Source organism: Mycobacterium marinum, assembly GCF_003391395.1.
Classification (GTDB): domain Bacteria; phylum Actinomycetota; class Actinomycetes; order Mycobacteriales; family Mycobacteriaceae; genus Mycobacterium; species Mycobacterium marinum.
This window is the reverse complement of sequence record NZ_CP024190.1, coordinates 409,229-426,261: the sequence shown is the minus strand read 5'-3', so window position 1 is coordinate 426,261 and position 17,033 is coordinate 409,229. Positions and strand designations below refer to the sequence as shown.

General features: G+C 67.3%; 18 protein-coding genes. 5 read left to right on the top strand and 13 right to left on the bottom strand.

The genetic code is table 11. The features are described from left to right. Positions 1 to 2 precede the first annotated feature (2 nt). From CCUG20998_RS01870 to CCUG20998_RS01830, 9 genes are all read right to left on the bottom strand, one after another. Positions 3 to 944, bottom strand: coding sequence for an alpha/beta hydrolase (locus CCUG20998_RS01870; protein ID WP_020731464.1), 942 nt, complete (start codon positions 942 to 944; stop codon positions 3 to 5). Continuing rightward, positions 941 to 2,446 (bottom strand): flavin-containing monooxygenase, encoded by a 1,506-nt coding sequence (locus CCUG20998_RS01865; RefSeq protein ID WP_036456935.1) that lies wholly within the window; start codon positions 2,444 to 2,446, stop codon positions 941 to 943. Before CCUG20998_RS01865 ends, CCUG20998_RS01870 begins: the two co-directional genes overlap by 4 nt. After that, entirely contained in the window at positions 2,443 to 3,177 is a 735-nt protein-coding gene (locus tag CCUG20998_RS01860; protein WP_020731462.1) for an SDR family NAD(P)-dependent oxidoreductase, read from the bottom strand. The genes CCUG20998_RS01865 and CCUG20998_RS01860 overlap by 4 nt, the downstream gene beginning before the upstream one ends. After that, positions 3,174 to 3,935, bottom strand: a complete 762-nt coding sequence (locus CCUG20998_RS01855; RefSeq protein WP_020731461.1) for an HpcH/HpaI aldolase family protein — start codon at positions 3,933 to 3,935, stop codon at positions 3,174 to 3,176. The genes CCUG20998_RS01860 and CCUG20998_RS01855 overlap by 4 nt, the downstream gene beginning before the upstream one ends. Next, on the bottom strand, positions 3,932 to 4,900 hold the full coding sequence (locus CCUG20998_RS01850) for a zinc-binding dehydrogenase (protein ID WP_020731460.1): 969 nt from the start codon (positions 4,898 to 4,900) through the stop codon (positions 3,932 to 3,934). The genes CCUG20998_RS01855 and CCUG20998_RS01850 overlap by 4 nt, the downstream gene beginning before the upstream one ends. A 1-nt stretch (position 4,901) precedes the next feature. Beyond that, complete coding sequence (locus tag CCUG20998_RS01845) at positions 4,902 to 6,110, bottom strand: cytochrome P450 (protein ID WP_020731459.1); 1,209 nt, start codon at positions 6,108 to 6,110, stop codon at positions 4,902 to 4,904. After that, entirely contained in the window at positions 6,107 to 6,811 is a 705-nt protein-coding gene (locus CCUG20998_RS01840; RefSeq protein ID WP_020731458.1) for a hypothetical protein, read from the bottom strand. The genes CCUG20998_RS01845 and CCUG20998_RS01840 overlap by 4 nt, the downstream gene beginning before the upstream one ends. 36 nt (positions 6,812 to 6,847) lie before the next feature. Beyond that, positions 6,848 to 7,396, bottom strand: coding sequence for a hypothetical protein (locus tag CCUG20998_RS01835; protein WP_038581283.1), 549 nt, complete (start codon positions 7,394 to 7,396; stop codon positions 6,848 to 6,850). 142 nt (positions 7,397 to 7,538) lie between these two features. Further along, positions 7,539 to 8,708 (bottom strand): CaiB/BaiF CoA transferase family protein, encoded by a 1,170-nt coding sequence (locus CCUG20998_RS01830; protein ID WP_020731456.1) that lies wholly within the window; start codon positions 8,706 to 8,708, stop codon positions 7,539 to 7,541. 116 nt (positions 8,709 to 8,824) lie between these two features. On the opposite strand from CCUG20998_RS01830, the gene CCUG20998_RS01825 reads away from it, so the two are divergent. After that, the gene (locus CCUG20998_RS01825) at positions 8,825 to 9,979 is read left to right on the top strand and encodes a phosphotransferase (RefSeq protein ID WP_020731455.1); all 1,155 of its coding nucleotides are present in this window, start codon (positions 8,825 to 8,827) and stop codon (positions 9,977 to 9,979) included. Beyond that, on the top strand, positions 9,976 to 10,653 hold the full coding sequence (locus tag CCUG20998_RS01820) for a DUF427 domain-containing protein (protein WP_020731454.1): 678 nt from the start codon (positions 9,976 to 9,978) through the stop codon (positions 10,651 to 10,653). Before CCUG20998_RS01825 ends, CCUG20998_RS01820 begins: the two co-directional genes overlap by 4 nt. A 22-nt stretch (positions 10,654 to 10,675) precedes the next feature. Here the strand turns inward: CCUG20998_RS01820 and CCUG20998_RS01815 are convergent, their stop codons facing one another. Both CCUG20998_RS01815 and CCUG20998_RS01810 read right to left on the bottom strand, forming a co-directional pair. Then, the gene (locus CCUG20998_RS01815; protein WP_020731453.1) at positions 10,676 to 11,596 is read right to left on the bottom strand and encodes an LLM class F420-dependent oxidoreductase; all 921 of its coding nucleotides are present in this window, start codon (positions 11,594 to 11,596) and stop codon (positions 10,676 to 10,678) included. A 14-nt stretch (positions 11,597 to 11,610) separates the two neighbouring features. After that, a complete protein-coding gene (locus tag CCUG20998_RS01810; protein WP_020731452.1) occupies positions 11,611 to 12,501 on the bottom strand; it encodes an acyl-CoA thioesterase in 891 nt (296 codons plus the stop codon). A 92-nt stretch (positions 12,502 to 12,593) separates the two neighbouring features. Here CCUG20998_RS01810 and CCUG20998_RS01805 point away from each other — a divergent pair, with 92 nt between their 5' ends. From CCUG20998_RS01805 to CCUG20998_RS01795, 3 genes are read left to right on the top strand one after another with little or no spacing between them, the layout of a single operon-like run. Further along, entirely contained in the window at positions 12,594 to 13,451 is an 858-nt protein-coding gene (locus CCUG20998_RS01805; protein ID WP_012392370.1) for an SMP-30/gluconolactonase/LRE family protein, read from the top strand. A 39-nt stretch (positions 13,452 to 13,490) separates the two neighbouring features. Then, the gene (locus CCUG20998_RS01800) at positions 13,491 to 14,306 is read left to right on the top strand and encodes a thioesterase family protein (protein ID WP_020731451.1); all 816 of its coding nucleotides are present in this window, start codon (positions 13,491 to 13,493) and stop codon (positions 14,304 to 14,306) included. 58 nt (positions 14,307 to 14,364) lie between these two features. Beyond that, the gene (locus tag CCUG20998_RS01795) at positions 14,365 to 14,910 is read left to right on the top strand and encodes a TetR/AcrR family transcriptional regulator (protein WP_012392368.1); all 546 of its coding nucleotides are present in this window, start codon (positions 14,365 to 14,367) and stop codon (positions 14,908 to 14,910) included. Between the two features lie 6 nt (positions 14,911 to 14,916). Here CCUG20998_RS01795 and CCUG20998_RS01790 read toward each other — a convergent pair whose 3' ends face one another. Together CCUG20998_RS01790 and CCUG20998_RS01785 are read right to left on the bottom strand one after the other, a co-directional pair. Next, entirely contained in the window at positions 14,917 to 16,257 is a 1,341-nt protein-coding gene (locus CCUG20998_RS01790; RefSeq protein WP_020731450.1) for an FAD-binding oxidoreductase, read from the bottom strand. 20 nt (positions 16,258 to 16,277) lie between these two features. Further along, positions 16,278 to 17,018 carry a glucose 1-dehydrogenase gene (locus tag CCUG20998_RS01785; RefSeq protein WP_020731449.1) on the bottom strand — a complete coding sequence of 247 codons (741 nt, stop codon included), beginning with the start codon at positions 17,016 to 17,018 and terminating at the stop codon, positions 16,278 to 16,280. Positions 17,019 to 17,033 lie beyond the last annotated feature (15 nt).

Genomic DNA, 17,033 nt, shown 5'->3' with positions numbered 1-17,033 from the left:
CACTAATCCGGGTAGAACGCGTCCGCCAGGGCATGGCCCTGCATCGCGAACAGCCGCTGCGACGTCGTCCATTCCGGTATTAGCGAATCGAACCCGTGGCAGGCGCGCGGGAAGATGTGCAGTTCGGTGGAAACCCCGGCCCCCAGCAGCCGCTGCGCGTAGTCGAGCACTTCGTCGCGAAACGGATCGATCTCGCCGCAGGTGATCAACGTCGCTGGCAGGCCTGCCAATTGACCGCGCCGGCCGGGGACCGACTCCGGTGAAGGCGTCTGCCCGGCCAGGTAATGACGCCACATGAGACTCGCCGCCTCACCATCGAAGGCCGGGGTGGCGCGGAACTCCGACCGGGATGCGGTGGGGCGATCGTCGAGCACCGGCTGGTGCAGCAGCTGGAAGATGACCGGTGGCAGCGACCCGTCGGCGGCGCCGTTCGCCAGGCCGGCGGCCAGGGTGGCGCCGGCGCTGCTACCGGCCACCGCCAGCCGCCGCGCGTCGAATCCCAACCGTGTCGCGTTGCCAACCACCCACGTCAGCGCCTCGATCGCGTCGTGCAATGCCGCCGGGTAGGGGTGTTCGGGCGCCAGCCGGTAGTCGACCGAAACCACCGCACAGCGGGCACGACGGGCCAGCTCCAGGCACTGCCGGTGGTCGGTGTCGAGATTTCCCAAGGCGAAGCCACCCGCGTGGCAGTAGACGACTACCGGCGCCGGCGTCGGGGCAGCCCGGTAGATGCGGACCGGCACCGGCCTGCCGGCCTCCCCGGTGGCAACATCGTCGGCCACCGCTACCCCGGCGGCGGCCGTCTCGGTCGCGGCCGCCTCCCGGCGGCGCTGGTTCATCGACTCGCGGATCGTCAGGATCGACTCCGCGGTGAAGTCGATTCGCGCCGTCGCGACGGCGCGCAGCACGGGGTCCAGCCGATCGACGGCCTCGGGTTGGGTCACCGTTGCCCCGCGTTGCGGTCGCCACCGTCCGCGCCGGACACGGCAGCGGGCTGGAAGCTGAAGTCTGCGGGCTTGAAGCGGCGCGTCATCCCCCAAAAGCTACGCGCGCTGCGCGGCCATTGCGTGACCACACGCCCGTTGGGCGCACGAAAGTAGTTGCTGCACTCGGTGGTCCAGACCGTCCCTGTCATCCACCGGTCGACCTTGGCCATGAATTCGGCCAGCACCCCCGGACGCACCGCGATGTAGGTCTTGGATTTGCGCCGCAGATGGGCCAGCGCCGCCACAATGTAGCGGGCCTGGGCTTCGAGCATGAAGATCACGCTGTTGGAGCCGACATTCGTATTGGGTCCGTAGAGCATGAAGAAGTTGGGAAAGCCGGGCACGGCCATCCCCAGATAAGCGTGCGCCCCGTCCCGCCAGACTTCATGCAGCCCAGCACCGTCCTCTCCGAGGACTTCCAGCTGACCCAGATAGTCGGCCGCGCCGTAGCCGGTGGCGCACACCACGACGTCGACGTCGTATTCGGCGCCGTCCGCGGTGACCAACGATCGTTGCCTCAGGTAGCGGGCCGGGCTGGCCACCAGCTCAACATTCGGGCGGGTCAGGGCGGTCAGAAACTCCGATGAGAACACCAGGCGCTTGCAGCCCATCGGATGGTCCGGGGTGAGTTGGCGACGCAATTGCGGGTCGCTGACCGTGTTTTCGAGCAACCGCAACGCCAGCTCCGTGAACTCTTTGGTCTTCGGGCTACCGTGCTCGATCACGGAGATATTCGACTCGCTGCGGAGCCACAGCCGGGTCCGGTATAGCCGCGCGGCAAACGGAACGTGGGCGAAGACCCAGCGTTCCCAGCGGGAGTAGGGCCGATCCGGCTTGGGCAATATCCAGGTCGGCGATCGTTGTACCGAGTACACCCGATCCGCGACCTTGGCCAACTCCGGCACCAGCTGCGCCGCGGTCGAACCGGTGCCCAGCACCGCGATTCGGGCGCCCGCGAGCGGCACCGAGTGATCCCACCGCGACGAGTGCATCACGGTTCCGGTGAAGCGCTGCTGCTCAACGAGATCCGGATAGGCCGGCCGGCTGAAGATGCCGACGGCCGATACCACGACACTGAATTGGTGCTGTTCACCGTCCGCGGTGCTCAGGGTCCACTGCCGGGTCTGGCTTTCCCAACGTGCGGATCGTATTTCGGTGCCTAGCCGCAGATGGGGTCGCAGCCGGTACCGATCGGCGCAGCGCTGAAAGTATGCCAATATCTCGGGCTGTCCGGACCACAGCCGTGACCAGCCCGGATTGAGGTCGAACGAGTACGAGTACAGGTGCGACTTCACGTCGCAGGCCAGTCCCGGATAGGTGTTGATCTGCCAGGTGCCGCCGACGTCGGATTCTCGGTCGAAGATGGTGAAGTTCTCAAAACCACTGTTTTTCAGCAGAATTCCCAACGCCAGCCCGCCGGGGCCCGCGCCGATGATGCCGACCGATAGCGGGCTGGTCATCGGACCTGCAGGCACTGTCCGCCGTCGACCACGAGTTCGGATCCCGTGATGAATGATGAGTTCTCGGAGACCAAGAACGCCACCGCATCGGCGACTTCGGCGGGCCGGCCCAGCCGGCCGAACATCGAAACCGCCGCCAGCCGAGCCTGAGTCGGCTCATCGAGCATGGACGTCGCGATCGGCCCCGGGAACACCGCGTTGACCCGGATGCCGGCGGGCGCCAATTCGGCCGCAGCGGTTTGGGTCAGGCCCCTTAGTGCCCACTTGGCCGCACCGTAGGCGCAGTGGTGCGGGAATGGCCGGATCGCCCCGGTGCTGCAGATGTTGACAATCACCGTGCCTTCGGCGGCGCTCAGCGCGCCGAGCGCCGCCCGCATGCCAAGGAAGGCCCCCAGACAGTTGACCCGCCAAGCACTTTCGAAGCCGGCGGCCGTCTCATCGACCAGCGCCGCACGGTGCAGCACGCCGGCATTGTTGATCAGTGCGGTCAACGCCCCGAATCGGGTGACGGCGCGCTCGACGGCCTCCTGCCATTGCGCTTCATCGGTCACATCCAGGGCCAGGGAAATCACGGCATCGTCGCCCGACTCGGCGACCAGCGCATCGAGTCGGTCGGCGCGTAGATCGCATGCCGCCACCGAGTGGCCTTCGGCGCGAAGTCGTTGGACAATCGCCCACCCCTGCCCGCCGGCGGCTCCGGTTACCAGCGCGACGCGCCCGCCGCCGGTCATCGGGTGCCCGCCGTCGCCTCGTTCAAGTATTCCGCGGCTCCCCGGCGCAGCGCTTGGGACTCGGCCGCCAGGGTGATCATCTCGAATCCCAGCTGCGCCATCGCTTTACCCGCCTTTGCGGCGCCGGCGTGGATGCCGGTGTGTAGGCCCGCCGCCGAAGCCGCGCGGTGGATTCCGACGACGGCCTGCCGGACCGCTGGGTGATCGAGGGCGCCGACGACGCCGGTTCCCAGCGAAATCGCCAGATCCGCGGGTCCGACATAGATTCCGGCCAGCCCGTCGACCGCGCAGATGTCATCGATGGTCGAGAGCGCCGCGGCGGTCTCGACCATCGCATAGACGCCCGCCCGGGATTGCAGCTCGGCGGGGTCGGTGCCCAGGCTTGCCCGCAGCGGGCCGTAGCTGCGCACCCCGGCCGGCGGATAGCGGGTGGCGGCTACCGCCGCGGCGGCCTGGTCGGCCGACTCGATCATCGCGATGATGACGGCATCGGCGCCGGCGTCGAGCACCCGCCCTATCGGCGCCGGATCCGCATTCGGCAACCGCACCACGGTGGCGATGGGCACACCTTCGAGTCGCCGGAGCAGGCCGGCAACGTCGGCGTCGTCAAGGTAACCGTGCTGGGTGTCGAAACCGACGTAATCGTAGCCGGCCCTGGCAAATTCCTCCGGCCCCAGCCACGTTGGACCGGTGATCCAGCCGCCCCAGAGCGGCGTGCCCCGGCCGAGCCGCTGTTGGAGGTTGCTGACGACCTTCATGCGGTGATCGCGATCTTCACCCGTTCGGGCACCGGCCGGCACGCCAGTTCGAACGCCGCCTGCACGTCTTCGACGTCGAAATTGTGCGTGAGATAGCCGCTGAGCAGTTCGGGGTGCTCGGCGGCGAACTTCCCGGCGAGTTCGAGCATGCGCCGGCGATCCTGGGTGACACCGGATTTCAGGGTCAGGTTGTTGCGCAGCATGGTGCGCATGCTGATCGGGTAGGCGTCGTCGTCGGCGACGCCGAAATAGAACACGGTGCCCCCCGGCGCCGCGGCGTCGATGGCGTGCCCCAGGGTAGCGACCTGATGTCCGACGGCTTCGATGACGATGTCGGCACGATCGCCGGCGCCCAGCTGGCTCACCCAGCGATCGCTAGTGGCCCGGACGGCGTTGTCGACTCCGAAGGTTGCCGAAAGGTTTTCCCGGTCGATGGGATCGACCCCGGTTACCCGGCGGGCCCCCGCCGCTTTCGCGGCATAGGAGAAGAGCAGCCCGATCGACCCCTGTCCGATGACGGCGACGTGCCGACCCGCCAGATCCGGTAGTTGCGCGCAGGCGTACAGCACACAGGCCAGCGGCTGCAGGCCGACCGCTTGGGCGGGAGTCAGCCCCGGGGCATAGGGCGCCAAGCCGTCCCCATCGGCGATGACCCGCTGCATCAGGCCGTCGAATCCCGATGCCCAGCCCACCACGCGGTCGCCCTGGTGGTGGGCGCGATGCCTGCTGGCGATGACTTCACCGGCCACTTCGTGAATCGGGAAGCCGTCCTTGGCCGCCGCGCTGTGGCCGTCATCTCCGGGCAGGTGTCCCCTGGCACCGCGAAAGGCGGGCAGGTCGCTGCCACACACCCCGGCGGCCTGAAACCGCAGCAGCACTTGCCCTTCCGCCAGGCACTCGGGTGTCTTGTCGGCGATCGAGGTGCGCTCGAACAGGTAAGGAGCATTGATTCGATAGGACCACACGTCAAACCTCCACCGGGATCTTGTTCCATCCCCACTGGAAGCTGGATGGCAATCGGGTGGCCTGCGCTGCGCAGATCTGGAATTCGGGCACCCGCCGAAACCATTCCTGCAGTAGTACTGAGATTTCGAGCCTGGCCAGGTGATACCCGATGCAGAAGTGCTGACCACGGCCGAACGCCAGGGAGCGCCGGATCGGCCGATCCCAGATGAACTCGTCGGGATCCGGGTACTCACGCTCGTCGCGGTTGGCCGAAGCCAGCAGGGTGATGACGCGCTGGCCCGGCTCGATGGTTTGGTCGCCTATGGTGAACGGCTTGCGTGCGGTTCGGGCAAACCATTGTGCGGGGGCGCAATAGCGGATCATCTCCTCGCGCGCGACGTTCACGTTGGACTGCGGGTCGGTGCGCACCGCCGCCAACTGGTCGGGACGCCGGCTGAGCTCCCACAGCCCGTGCGCCACGATCTTGGGCACGGTCTCGGTGCCCCCGATGAAGATGCAGAGCATCTGGGTGGCAACCTCGGTGTCGTCGAGCGCACTGCCGTCGGGCAATCGGTAGCGCAGCAGGCCGTCAACAACCGGAAGCTCCCCGGTCGGATCCGCCCGGCGCTGCCGCACGACCGGGACCAGAAACTCCAGATAGTTGGGCCGAGCCTCGGCGGTGTCGACGCCGACGCCAGGTTCGGTGAGGCTGCCCGCATTGACGGCGGCAAGCACCTCCGGCGCCAAAGATGCTGGCATTCCCAGTATTTCGCATACGATGCTGGCCACCACCACGCCGCCGTAGTCTTGGGTGAGGTCGAATGAGCCTTGCGACAGCAGCCGGTCGAGTCGTTCGTTGGCTAGCTCGCGGATTCTGGCTTCGAGCCCGGCCACGGACTTGGGCCGAAGCGGTGGGGAGTGCGCGCGGCGGATCTCGCCGTACAACGGTACGTCGAAGACCGCATGAAACGGCAACGGATGCCACGGCGGGTCGTCCACCGGGCCGCTATTGTGCCGGGCCAGCACCGACGCAGCCGGCAACGTCCCCTCCGACGCGACGAACGTTCCGTCGTTGACTTCCAGTACCCGCCAGATGTCGTCGAAGCGCGAGATCGCGAAGGTATCCCATTGCGGCAGGTAGTACACCGGGTGTTGGTCGCGCAGGACGCGGTAGTAGGGCAACGGGTCGGCCATCACCCGGGCGTCGAAAGGGTCGTAGCTGAAGTTCACTGCAGCGGCGAAGGCGGTAGGGACTGCAGAATGGAGTCTTCCCAGCCGTCACGCAGCGCCGGGGCCACACTCATCCAGGTGACGATCTCGGCGGGCGGGCTCTGTTTCCAGGACGGGTAGTGGTTGGCAAAGCACTCCCAGCCGCCTTCGAGCGCCCAGTAGTGGATGACCTCGTTGTAGCGAAACGTCGTGGTGAAGGAGCCAAGCCAGTGTTTGCCCGTGCGCTCCGACCAGGGCACGTAGAGTCGCTCCAGTTCTCGGATGTAGTCATCTTGGCGGCCGGGCTTGGTTTGCATGATCTCTTGAATCACCAGCGGGGCAGTGAAATTGGATGAGCGTAGCTGTGCCAGGGTCTTGTTGGCCGGACCCGGGTACATGATCCGCCCCTCGCCACGCGCTCCGATGTCCGCCAGGAATGCGGCCCACTTCCCGGCCGCGGCCTCCTGGCTGCCGCCTTTGGCCTGTGCGGTACCAATCCTGGAATAGTCGGCGAAGCCATCTATCTCCCAGATGATCGTCACCTCTGGCCAGTGCCCGTTGTAGGGGGTGGACTCCCAGATCGCGAACAGCCGGGCGCCAAGCTCCTCCATCATCGGCTGACAGACTTGGACAAACACTTCGGTGAAGCGGTCGCTTCGCCCGGATCCCAGCTTGATCGTCTCGTGCAGATACAGCAGCGTATGCCCGTAATATTTTTTCATCGACCCTCAGGTTCCTCGGGTTCACCGCTTCCCCGGCTAGCCCGACCACGCCGTGTCGGCGAGTAGCTGCTCGACGGAAACAACACAGCCGTAAGGGATTCCGGCCGCCGTTAGCGCCTCCCTCTTGAACGCCAGTGCCGCGGCACTGAGCACGTGTTGCACCGGCTCGATCGCGCGATCGACCCCCAGCGGCCACCCCTGACCCCACAGCGCAACTTCGGTCCACCGGCGCTGCAGGGCTTCGGTTACCTTCGCGCGCACTCGCTCATCGGCGGCAAAGGCGGCGGCGCCGACGGCCAGGCTGTGGCCGATCGGAGCGCAGCCGGTCAGACCCGCTTCCAGGTCCATCGCGGTTGCCCCGAGGATCTGCAGTGGCCGGATATCGTCACCGCCGGGCACCAGCACTCGCACCTGCCAGCCGGCCATCACCCGGTCGCACAGCCAGCCTCCAGCCGCCTGAACTACGTCGATGACGCTGGCGGCCACGACCTCGACCCGATAGTGCAGGCCGTCGTCGTCGGCACCGGTTCGTCGTAGCGTGCCCCCGTCCGCCGTGGCGCCGAGGTCCAAAGTTGGAGTGAGCATCGATCCATCCCTCTTGCACGGGACCGCAGCCGGACCCGCGCGGACTGCCGCGTTTGCCATGGGCCGCCCGCCACACCGAGCCGCCCGCCCCTCATCGGACAGCGTGACACTCTCGGGACATTTTGTAAAGGCTCGCGCGCGGTCAGGACTTGCGGCGCGCCGCCAGTTCACCCAGCACTTGGTCGGTGTGCTGACCGAGCTGCGGCGCCACCGAACGTGGCGTGCATGGTGTGCCGTGAAAGTCGGCGGGGGTTGCCACCATCGGCACACTCGAGGCCCCGTCCGGCACGTCAACGATGCCGCCAGCGGCATGGAACTGCTCGTCGGCGACGATGTTTTCGAGGCTGTTGATCGGCGACCAGAAGAAATCCGGTTCAGCATCGAAGATCTCGGTCCAGTCGGCGAGAGACCTGGTCGCGAAGATCTGGTCCAGTTGCGCGATGAGCTCTACCGCGTTGGCCGCACGCCCGCGCGCATCGCCGTAGCGCGGGTCGGTCAGCCAGCCGGGGCGTTCAACGACGCGACACAGGGCGGGCCAGTGCCGGTCGATCTCCAGTCCGACGATCCAGAATCGTCGCCCGTCGCCGGCGGTGTAGTTGTTCATGCACGGGTTGCCCATTGATTCACGTTGTCCGATTGCGATCTGCTGACCGGTGAGCAGGTAGGTGTTGAGGTCAAAGCTCACGGTGTAGGCCCCCTGGCGATACAGCGATGTGCTCACCAGCTGACCCGTCCCGGTCCGCTCCCGCGCCAGCAGCGCGGCACAGACGGCGGCGGCCAAGGTCATGCCGGTCGTGTGGTCCCCCATGCCGCCGCGCTGAAACGGCGGCGTGTCCCCGGGCCGGGTGAGCAGATGCGCGAGGCCACCGCGCGACCAGAAGGCAGCCACGTCATAGGCGGCGCGATCGGCGTCGGGCCCGGTCTCTCCATACCCGGTGATGAGCCCGTAGACGAGGCGTGGGTTGCGACCGGACACCGCAGCGAAGTCGAGCCCCAGCCGTCGCAACGCCGCCGGGCGCACGTTGGTGATGAAAACATCAGCGTCGGAGAGCAATTCGTATGCCAGCTCGCGGCCGGTGTCGGTGGACAGGTCCAGCACGACGCTGCGCTTGCAGCGGTTGTCCATCTCGAACGGCGGGTTCATCCCGAGATCGCAGCCCAGCATCCGGCCGAACAGCCGGCCCGGATCGCCGGCCGGCGGTTCTATCTTGATCACGTCGGCACCCCAGTCGGCCAGAATGGCGGCCGCGGCCGGCGCCGCGACCCAGACCCCGAGCTCGACAACCTTGATGCCTTCCACCGGTCCCGCCATGGCTCCTTCCTACTCCGGTAGGCACGCGGCATCGCGCCCGCATCGGCACCCGGGCCGTGCATTTACACTGTTTGCGGCATTTGTAACGTAGGGGTGGTGCCTTGCCGGAGAACAGGGTGATCGCGCTGGCTCGCCTAGCCACTCATCTCGGTCGTGGCCTCGGCCGGGTGGCAACCGACGCCGTGCTGCGCAACGCCAGAGCATTCCCCCGCCGCATCGACGACCTGGATGCGCCGGCGTTGTCGGCAATCATGGGGCGCAGGGTGTCCTCGGTGTCGGTGCTCGATGACAGCAGTGGGACGACGTCGCGGGCCCGACTAGCGCTGAGCGGCAACGACGTTCCCGAGTCGGTGTTCGTCAAGATGGCGGCGGCTACGGCCGCGACCAGATTTATCGGCGAGCTGGGCCGGCTGGCCGAGACCGAGGTGAGTTTCTACCGCGACCTGTCCCCCGAGTTAGCGCCCGACGCGCCAACGGCATACGGCTGCGCGTTCGATTCGCTGACCGGCCGATTCGTGCTTGTCCTGGAAGACTTGGCAGCTCCCGCCGAAGGGACATGCGATTTCTCGGACACGCTGCATCCGTTCAACAACGATCAGGCCGCCCTGGCGGTCGAACTGCTTGCCCGCCTGCACGCGACGTGCTGGGTACAGCTCAATCACGGCGGTGGCCGACCATTTGGATGGCTGTATGCGGCCTCGCGTGATCCGAGCGTGCCGCTGGTTCCCACCATGCTGCGGGCCTCGTGGCGCAGGTTGGGCGGGCACGCCGCGGCGCTCCTGCCAGGTCGCGACTTTGTCTTCGAGCACTACCGGGCGATCACCGGACTCATCGACGCACCACCACACACCGTGCTGCACGGCGACGCGCACCCGGGTAATTGGTATTTCCGCTCATCGGGCGGCCCGCTCGCGGCGGGTCTGCTCGACTGGCAGGCGGTCCGGCTCGGCCACCCCGCCCGCGATCTCGCTTACACGCTGATCACCGGCATGACCACCACCGACCGTCGGGTCACCGAGCGCGAACTGCTCGACGTCTACCGCCGCGCATTGGCCGCCGCCGGCGGGCCGGAGCTGGACCGCGAAGAGCTATGGCTGCGCTATCGACAAGCCGCCGTCTACGCCTATGTCGCAACCACGATCGTGGCCGGCCTGGGCGGCATGCAGGCCGCAGACATCGCGCTCACCGGCCTGGACCTGACAGTCGCGGCCTTGCACGACCTGCAGACCGTGGCCGCGTTACGGGCCGCCGATCTAGGAGGAACGTCATGAGCCTGGCCACCGGGCACGGCCCGCTCAGCAAGCATCCGGCCGGGCGCTTCTGCCCGCCGGTGCCCGATGGTTTGGTCTACGTCGAGCCACATCCTCGGCGCATCCAGGCATTTCGCAATGGGCGCCTGGTAATCGACACCGAGCGCGCGCTGATGGTGCACCGGCGGGGCCACCCGCTGCGCTACGTGTTTCCCACCGACGAGATCGCCGACCTACCGACTCAGCCCGAGACCGCGGCGCCCGGCTTCGTCCATGTTCGGTGGGATGCCGTCGACATGTGGCTCGAAGAGGGCCGCCAACTCGTGCACTACCCGCCGAACCCCTACCACCGCGTCGACTGCCGCCCGACCACGCGACACCTGCACGTCGCGCTGGCCGGCACCACGCTGGTGAACACCCAGGACACGGTGATCGTCTTCGAAACTTCGCTGCAACCACGTCTGTATGTGGCGCCAGCGCAGGTGCGCACCGACCTGCTGGTGAGGTCACAGACCTCCAGCTACTGCAACTACAAGGGCGTGGCGACCTACTGGTCGGCCGTCGTCGGCGACATGGTCGCCCCTGACATTGCCTGGAGTTACGAAGATCCGCCGCCGGAAAGCGTTCCGATCAAAGGGTTCTTGAGCTTCGACGAAGGGGCCGTGCAGGTCACCGCGGAGTTGCCAGCAAGGTAGCCGGCACATCGGGGCGCCAGGCTCAGGCGGCGTCGATCACCTGGGCGCGAAATCGGTCGATACATTCCAGCGCGTGCGCAAGGCCGTCACCGGGCAGACCGACGTGCACCCACGTCACCCCGAGCGTCGCCAGCTTTTCCAACCCCCCCAGATAGGCGTCGGCATTGAAGTCCGCGCTTGCCGGACCGCCGCCGTCGAAGTTGGTGAAGGCGACATCGATCGCGGAGAAATCCCGGCCCGCCGCGTCACACTTGCGCCGCAAATCGTCGATACCGGCGGCGAGCCGGCCCGCCGAGTCGATGGCCGCAGTGCCCGCGGTCTGCGCCAGCGGTGCCGGCGCGGGGAAAGGACACCAGCCGTCCCCGTGGACGGCGACGCGTCGGCGCGCTGCCGCCGTGTTACCGCCCACCCAGATGGGCGGGTAGGGATTGCTGGCCGGGCGGGGGTGGGCGGTGATTCCCCGCGCGCTGAAATGGCTTCCCTCAAAGGATATGTCGTCGCTGGTCCAGACCGTCCGGATCACCTGCAGTGCCTCGTCGAACAGCTCGGCGCGTTCGGCATGGTCCACACCCAGCGCCGCGAACTCCCGCTTGAGATAACCCACGCCGACCGCGAGGATGAACCGACCACCCGACAGTAGGTCCAGCGTGGCAGCGGACTTCGCCACCACAAACGGGTTGCGATACGGCAACACGACGATGTTGGGAATCAAGCGCAGTGACGTCGTTTGTGCCGCCGCAAAGCCCAGTGCGACAAAGGGATCCAGCGCGTCGTGGCCTCCCGCCTCGAGCCAGCGCTGCGACGGTGCCGGGTGGTCGGTGAAGCCGAAGCCGTGGAAGCCGGCCCGCTCGGCTGCCGCCGCGACGGCCGCGACGCCGGCGCCGGAGGCGAGTTCGGGGTGGTAGGGATGACTGTGCATCGGGTGGGTGATGATGAAGCGCAACGATATTCCCGCCGCTAGAACCGCGACCGGGCATCGATCGAGGTGTCACTGGTGCGAAGCGGCCGGATCAGCGCCTCCTGGGCGAACGAGGCGATGAGGGCGCCTTGTTCGGTGTGTACCGTGCCGCGCACATAGGACATTCCCGCGCCGACCTGAGTGCTCTCGTGGCTGTAGAGCAACCAACCGTCCCAGCGCACGGGTTCATGGAAGGCAACCGAGATCGTCATCGGCGCGGTCGACACGCTCAGATGGGCTTGGCTGGTGCCGATGCCCGGATGCGCCCGCATGGTGGTTGAAATCCCAAGGTGGCCGGTGAAATACGCGATCAGCGCCTTGGCCAGGTCGTCGCGGTCCGGAATTGGTTCGTAGTGCAGCCACGCATACAGTTCCGGCGGCCCCACCTCGTCGGGACTGTTGACGTCGACGACATCGACGAGCCGCAACTGCCGGCCGGCCATCGGCATTTGCGAAACGTTGGCGCCGGCGGGCGCAACCACCGGTGGGCGCGGCAGGTGATGCTTGATCACATCCGGGGTGGGGATGTCGGCCAGCACCGTCACGGTCAAGCAGCGCTTGCCGTTCTGATTGGCCGCGACGATCGCGGTGGCCGTCGATCGGCCTTCATGGACGACGTCGAGGACGAGTTCGAGCGGCGGGCCGACGATGACGGCGCGGCAGAAAACGGCGTGCGCCGAGCGCACCGACTTGCCCTCGAACCGGCTCGCCACGGCCATGATGGCCTGCGCGACCACTTGGGTGCCTTCCACCACTTGCCGCTCGTCGTGGCCGGCGAATCCAGTGTCGGCGGTGAACCGATCGACCCCATCGGCGCGCACCTGGAAAAGTTCGAGCAGGCCATCGACTGACCATTGGGCCTGTTCAGAATCTGTGGTCAATGCGCTCACCTCGCTGTCAGCTCCCGGCTCAGCGTGACATTTTGGATATTGTTTGTAAAGCACGGACGCCGGGTCGCCCCGCGTTGACAGCGGCACCCAAAGTGCATGACACTTTTGCCGTGATTTGTAACGGCACGCGTCGAGAGGTAAGCCCGCTGGCCCGCGGCTTCTGTTTCGGCGAGGGGCCGCGCTGGTTCGAGGGGCTGCTCTGGTTCTCCGACATGCTGGGCGAGGCCGTACACACCTCGGACATGCACGGCTCGCTGACCACCCTGCCGCTGCCCGGCCACTCCCCTTGCGGGCTGGGGTTCCGGCCCGACGGGACACTGTTGATTGCGTCGGCGCACGACCGGCTGGTCCTGCGCTACGACGGCGACACCGTGGTCACCGTCGCCGATCTGCGCGACCTGGCACCCGCCGACCTCGGCGACATGGTGATCGACCGTGCGGGCCGCGCCTATATCGGGTGCCAGTCCTTCTCGGGCGGCGTGATCATCCGGCTCGATACCGACAACAGCGCACAGGTCGTCGCCGAGGACCTCGACTTCCCCAACGGGATGGTCATTACCCCCGACCACGACACGCTCATCGTCGCCGAGTCGGTCGGCCGCCGGCTCAGCGCATTCACCGTCAGCGCCGATGGCGCGCTCAACGACCGCCGGGTCTTCGCCGCGGGCCTGGACGGGCCACCCGACGGCATCGCCCTCGACGCCGAGGGCGCGGTCTGGGCGGCCATGACGCTGGCTCACCAATTCGAGCGGATCGTCGCCGGCGGGGTGGTGACCGACCGCATCGACATGGGTGATCGGGTTGCCATCGCATGCGCGTTGGGCGGGCCCGGGCGCCGCACGTTGTTCCTGCTGTCCAGCACCGACGCGTATCCCAAGCGGCTGATCGGCACCCGGCTTTCCCAGCTGGATGCCGTCACCGTGGCCACCCCCGGCGCCGGCCTGCCTTGACCGGCCCCGGCCCCGGCCCCAACACGGAAGAGTGGTGATATGACCGACTCCTACTACGAGCTGATCGATGACGCCGATCCGCTGGGCGAGAAGTTTGCCGCGACCGACCTGGTGCGCGGCACCTGGTCGGCCTCGATCCAACACGGCGCGCCGGTGTCGGCGCTGCTGGTCCGAGCGCTGCAGCGATGCGCCTGGCGTGAAGACACCCGGCTGAGCCGGGTGGTCGTCGACTTGATCGGAGCGGTGCCGGCCGACGGCGACCTCTGGGTGAGTTCGCGGATCGAACGCGGCGGCAAGCAGATCGAGTTGGTCAGCGCCGAGCTGGCCGCGCCAGGCCCCGATGGCCGGCCCCGGGCGGTGGCCCGCGCCAGCGGATGGCGACTAGCCCAGTTGGACACCCAAGAACTCCGCCACGCGGCCGAACAGCCGCCCCGCCCGCTCGCCGAGGCCCGCAACCGCAAGCTGGCGCCGATGAGTTGGGATCGCAACTACGTGCACAGCCTGGACTGGCGCTGGCTCACCGAGCCGATGACCCCGGGCCCGGGTGAATGCTGGATCAAGCCGACCGTGGATCTGGTCAACGGCGAGACCATGACGCCGCTAGAACGGCTGTTCGCGGTGGCGGACTGCGCCAACGGCATCGGCAGCAAGCTGGACATCACCAAGTGGACCTTCCTCAACACCGACCTGGCCGTGCACGTGTTCCGCATCCCGGCCGGGGATTGGATCGGCATTCGCGCCGAAACCAGCTACGGACCCGACGGAATCGGCACGGCGGCGGGCACCCTGTTCGACCAGCAAGGTGCGGTCGGCACCATCGCGCAATCGGTCCTGGTGCGCCGGCGGGCCCGATGATGTTGGAAAGCAGCGCCAAAATCGGTGACACCCGCGGATCTTTCGTAAGGTTTCAGACATGAGCCAGGCGTTTGGGGCAATCGACACCACTGACGGCGACACGTCGACGCGTCAGCGCATCCTCGCGGCCACCGCCGAAGTGCTGGCGCGCAGCGGCAAGACCAAGCTCAGCCTCTCCGAAGTCGCCGCCCAGGCGGGCGTATCGCGCCCCACGCTCTACCGCTGGTTCGCCTCCAAAGAAGAGTTGCTCGCCACGTTTTCACGCTACGAGCGCCAAGTCTTCGAAAGCGGCTTGAGCAAGGCCACCGCCGGATTGAAGGGCGTCGACAAGCTCGACGCCGCTTTACGATTCATTGTCGATTACCAATATTCCTACTCGGGCGTGCGGATGGTCGACATCGAACCGGAGCTCGTCATCTCCCAGATGTCGGGTGTGATCCCGGAAATGCGCGAAGGGCTGCAGCGGTTGTTGCCCGGCCCCAACGCCGCCGTCAAGGCGGCAACAGCGATCCGAATTGCCATCTCGCACTACATTGTTCGAAGCGATGACGCCGACCAGTTCCTCGCCCAGCTGCGCCATGCCGTCGGCCTCAAGGGCGGCTGAACGGGATCAATCGAACAGCACCGCGGGGTTGAGGTAACCGGTCGGGTCCAGCGCCGCCTTGACGGCCCGCATCACCGCGATGTCGGTGTCCTCGCGGGACATCTGCAGATACGGTCGCTTGCGGCTGCCGATTCCGTGCTCCGAGCTGACATTGCCGCCGCACTGCGCGATGAGCGACATCATCTCCTGGTACAGCGCCGGCTCGCGCGGCACCGGGCAGCGCAGCACATTCAAATGCAGGTTGCCCTCGCCGATGTGGCCGAACAGCAGCGGAATCGCCTCGGGCACGTGCGCCGCGACCAACGTCGCCGCTGCGGCGGCAAATTCGCTGATCGCCGCCAGGGGCAGCGAAACGTCGAACTTCAGCGGCGGACCATATACACCCAACACCTCGGCCAAGGATTCCCGGATGCGCCACAACCGTTGCTGCGCAGCAACATCCACGCCCACCGCCGGATCACCGCACAACCGTACGCCGTCGAGCAGATCGGCCAGCCGCTCGGTTTGGTCGTGGTCGGCGGCCAGTTCCACCAATAGCAGCCAGTCCCCCGGCACCGGAGCCGGCACCCCGAGATGCTCGCGGGTCAGCGCCGCGGCCCGGCCGTCGATCAGTTCCAGTGCCGCAATCCCGCCGACATCACGAAACACCCGGCCGGCATCGACGAGTGCCTCGAGGTCGGCGAAGCCGCAGACCGCGGTCAGCCGATGCGACGGGGTGGGGTGCAGCCGCAGGTCCAGCGCGGTGATGACACCGAGAGTTCCCTCGGCTCCCACGAATAGCGCTGGCAGGTCATAGCCGGTGTTGTCGCTGCGCACCAGGCTGTGCCGGCGTAACACCGAACCGTCGGGCAATGCCACGTCCAGGCCGACGACCTGCTCGCCCATGTTGCCGTAGCGGACCGTCCGCAGCCCGCCGGCGTTGGTGGATGCCATCCCGCCGACGGTCGCGGACTCCCGCGCCGACAGATCCACACCGAACACCAGTCCGGCCGCGGTCGCGGCGCGCTGCACCGCCGCCAGAGTCGCCCCCGCGCCCACCGCGACTCGGCGCTCGAGGGTGTCGACATCGGCGACGTCGCAAATCCGTTCGGTGGACAACAGCACGTCGTCGTGTTCGGGCACGGTCCCGGCGACCAGCGAGGTGCGGCCGCCCTGCACGGTGACGTGCGCCCCGGCATCCCGGCACACCCGCAGCACCTCGGCCACCTGATCGGCCGAAGCCGGGCGCACCAGCGCGCTGGCCCGGCCCCGATAGCGGCCGGTGTGGTCGACGCTGCGGCCGGCCAATATGTCCGGATCGGTGAGGACATGACTGGAACCAACCACATTCGCGAGACTGCGCAGCATGCTCGTGGTTATAGCAAGTGCTAAAACTGCTTGTGCGGCACGTCGGTGACCAGGCCCCCATCCATCACAAATTCGCTACCGGTCGCGTAGGACGCATCGTCACTGGCCAGGAACACGACGAAGGTCGACACCTCACGGGAGTCCGCCGGTCGCCCCAGCGGAATGGTGACCATGTCGTCGGGCAGGTTGGCCGTCATCGGCGTCCGAATGAAGCCGGGGTGAATCGAGTTCACCCGGATGTTCAGCGGCGCCAACTCCAAGGCCGCCGACTTGGTCAAGCCGCGCACCGCCCACTTGGACGCGACATAGGGGTGTACCGCCGGAGCGCCGCGCAGGCCCTCGATCGACGACACATTGATGATCGAGCCTGAACCGGCAGCGGTCATGGGCTCGACCGCCGCCCGCATGCCTAGGAACGTCCCGGTCAAGTTGACGTCAATCACCTTCTGCCACTTGCCGAGATCGAACTTCTTGAGTTGCCCGAGCGCGACGATCCCGGCGTTGTTGACCAGCACGTCGAGCTTGCCGAACTCGTCGACGGCCGTCGCGACCGCGGCCTCCCACTGGTCGGGCTGGGTGACATCGAGGTGCACATAGCGCACCGCGTCCCCGATCTCCTCGGCCAGCGCCTTGCCCTCCTCGTCGAGGATGTCGCCGATCACCACCTTGGCGCCTTCTTGCACCAGCAGTCGCGCATGTGAAGCGCCCATGCCCCGGGCGCCGCCGCTGATGAGTGCAACCTTTCCGTCTACCCGTCCCATGCCGTCGTGATCCTT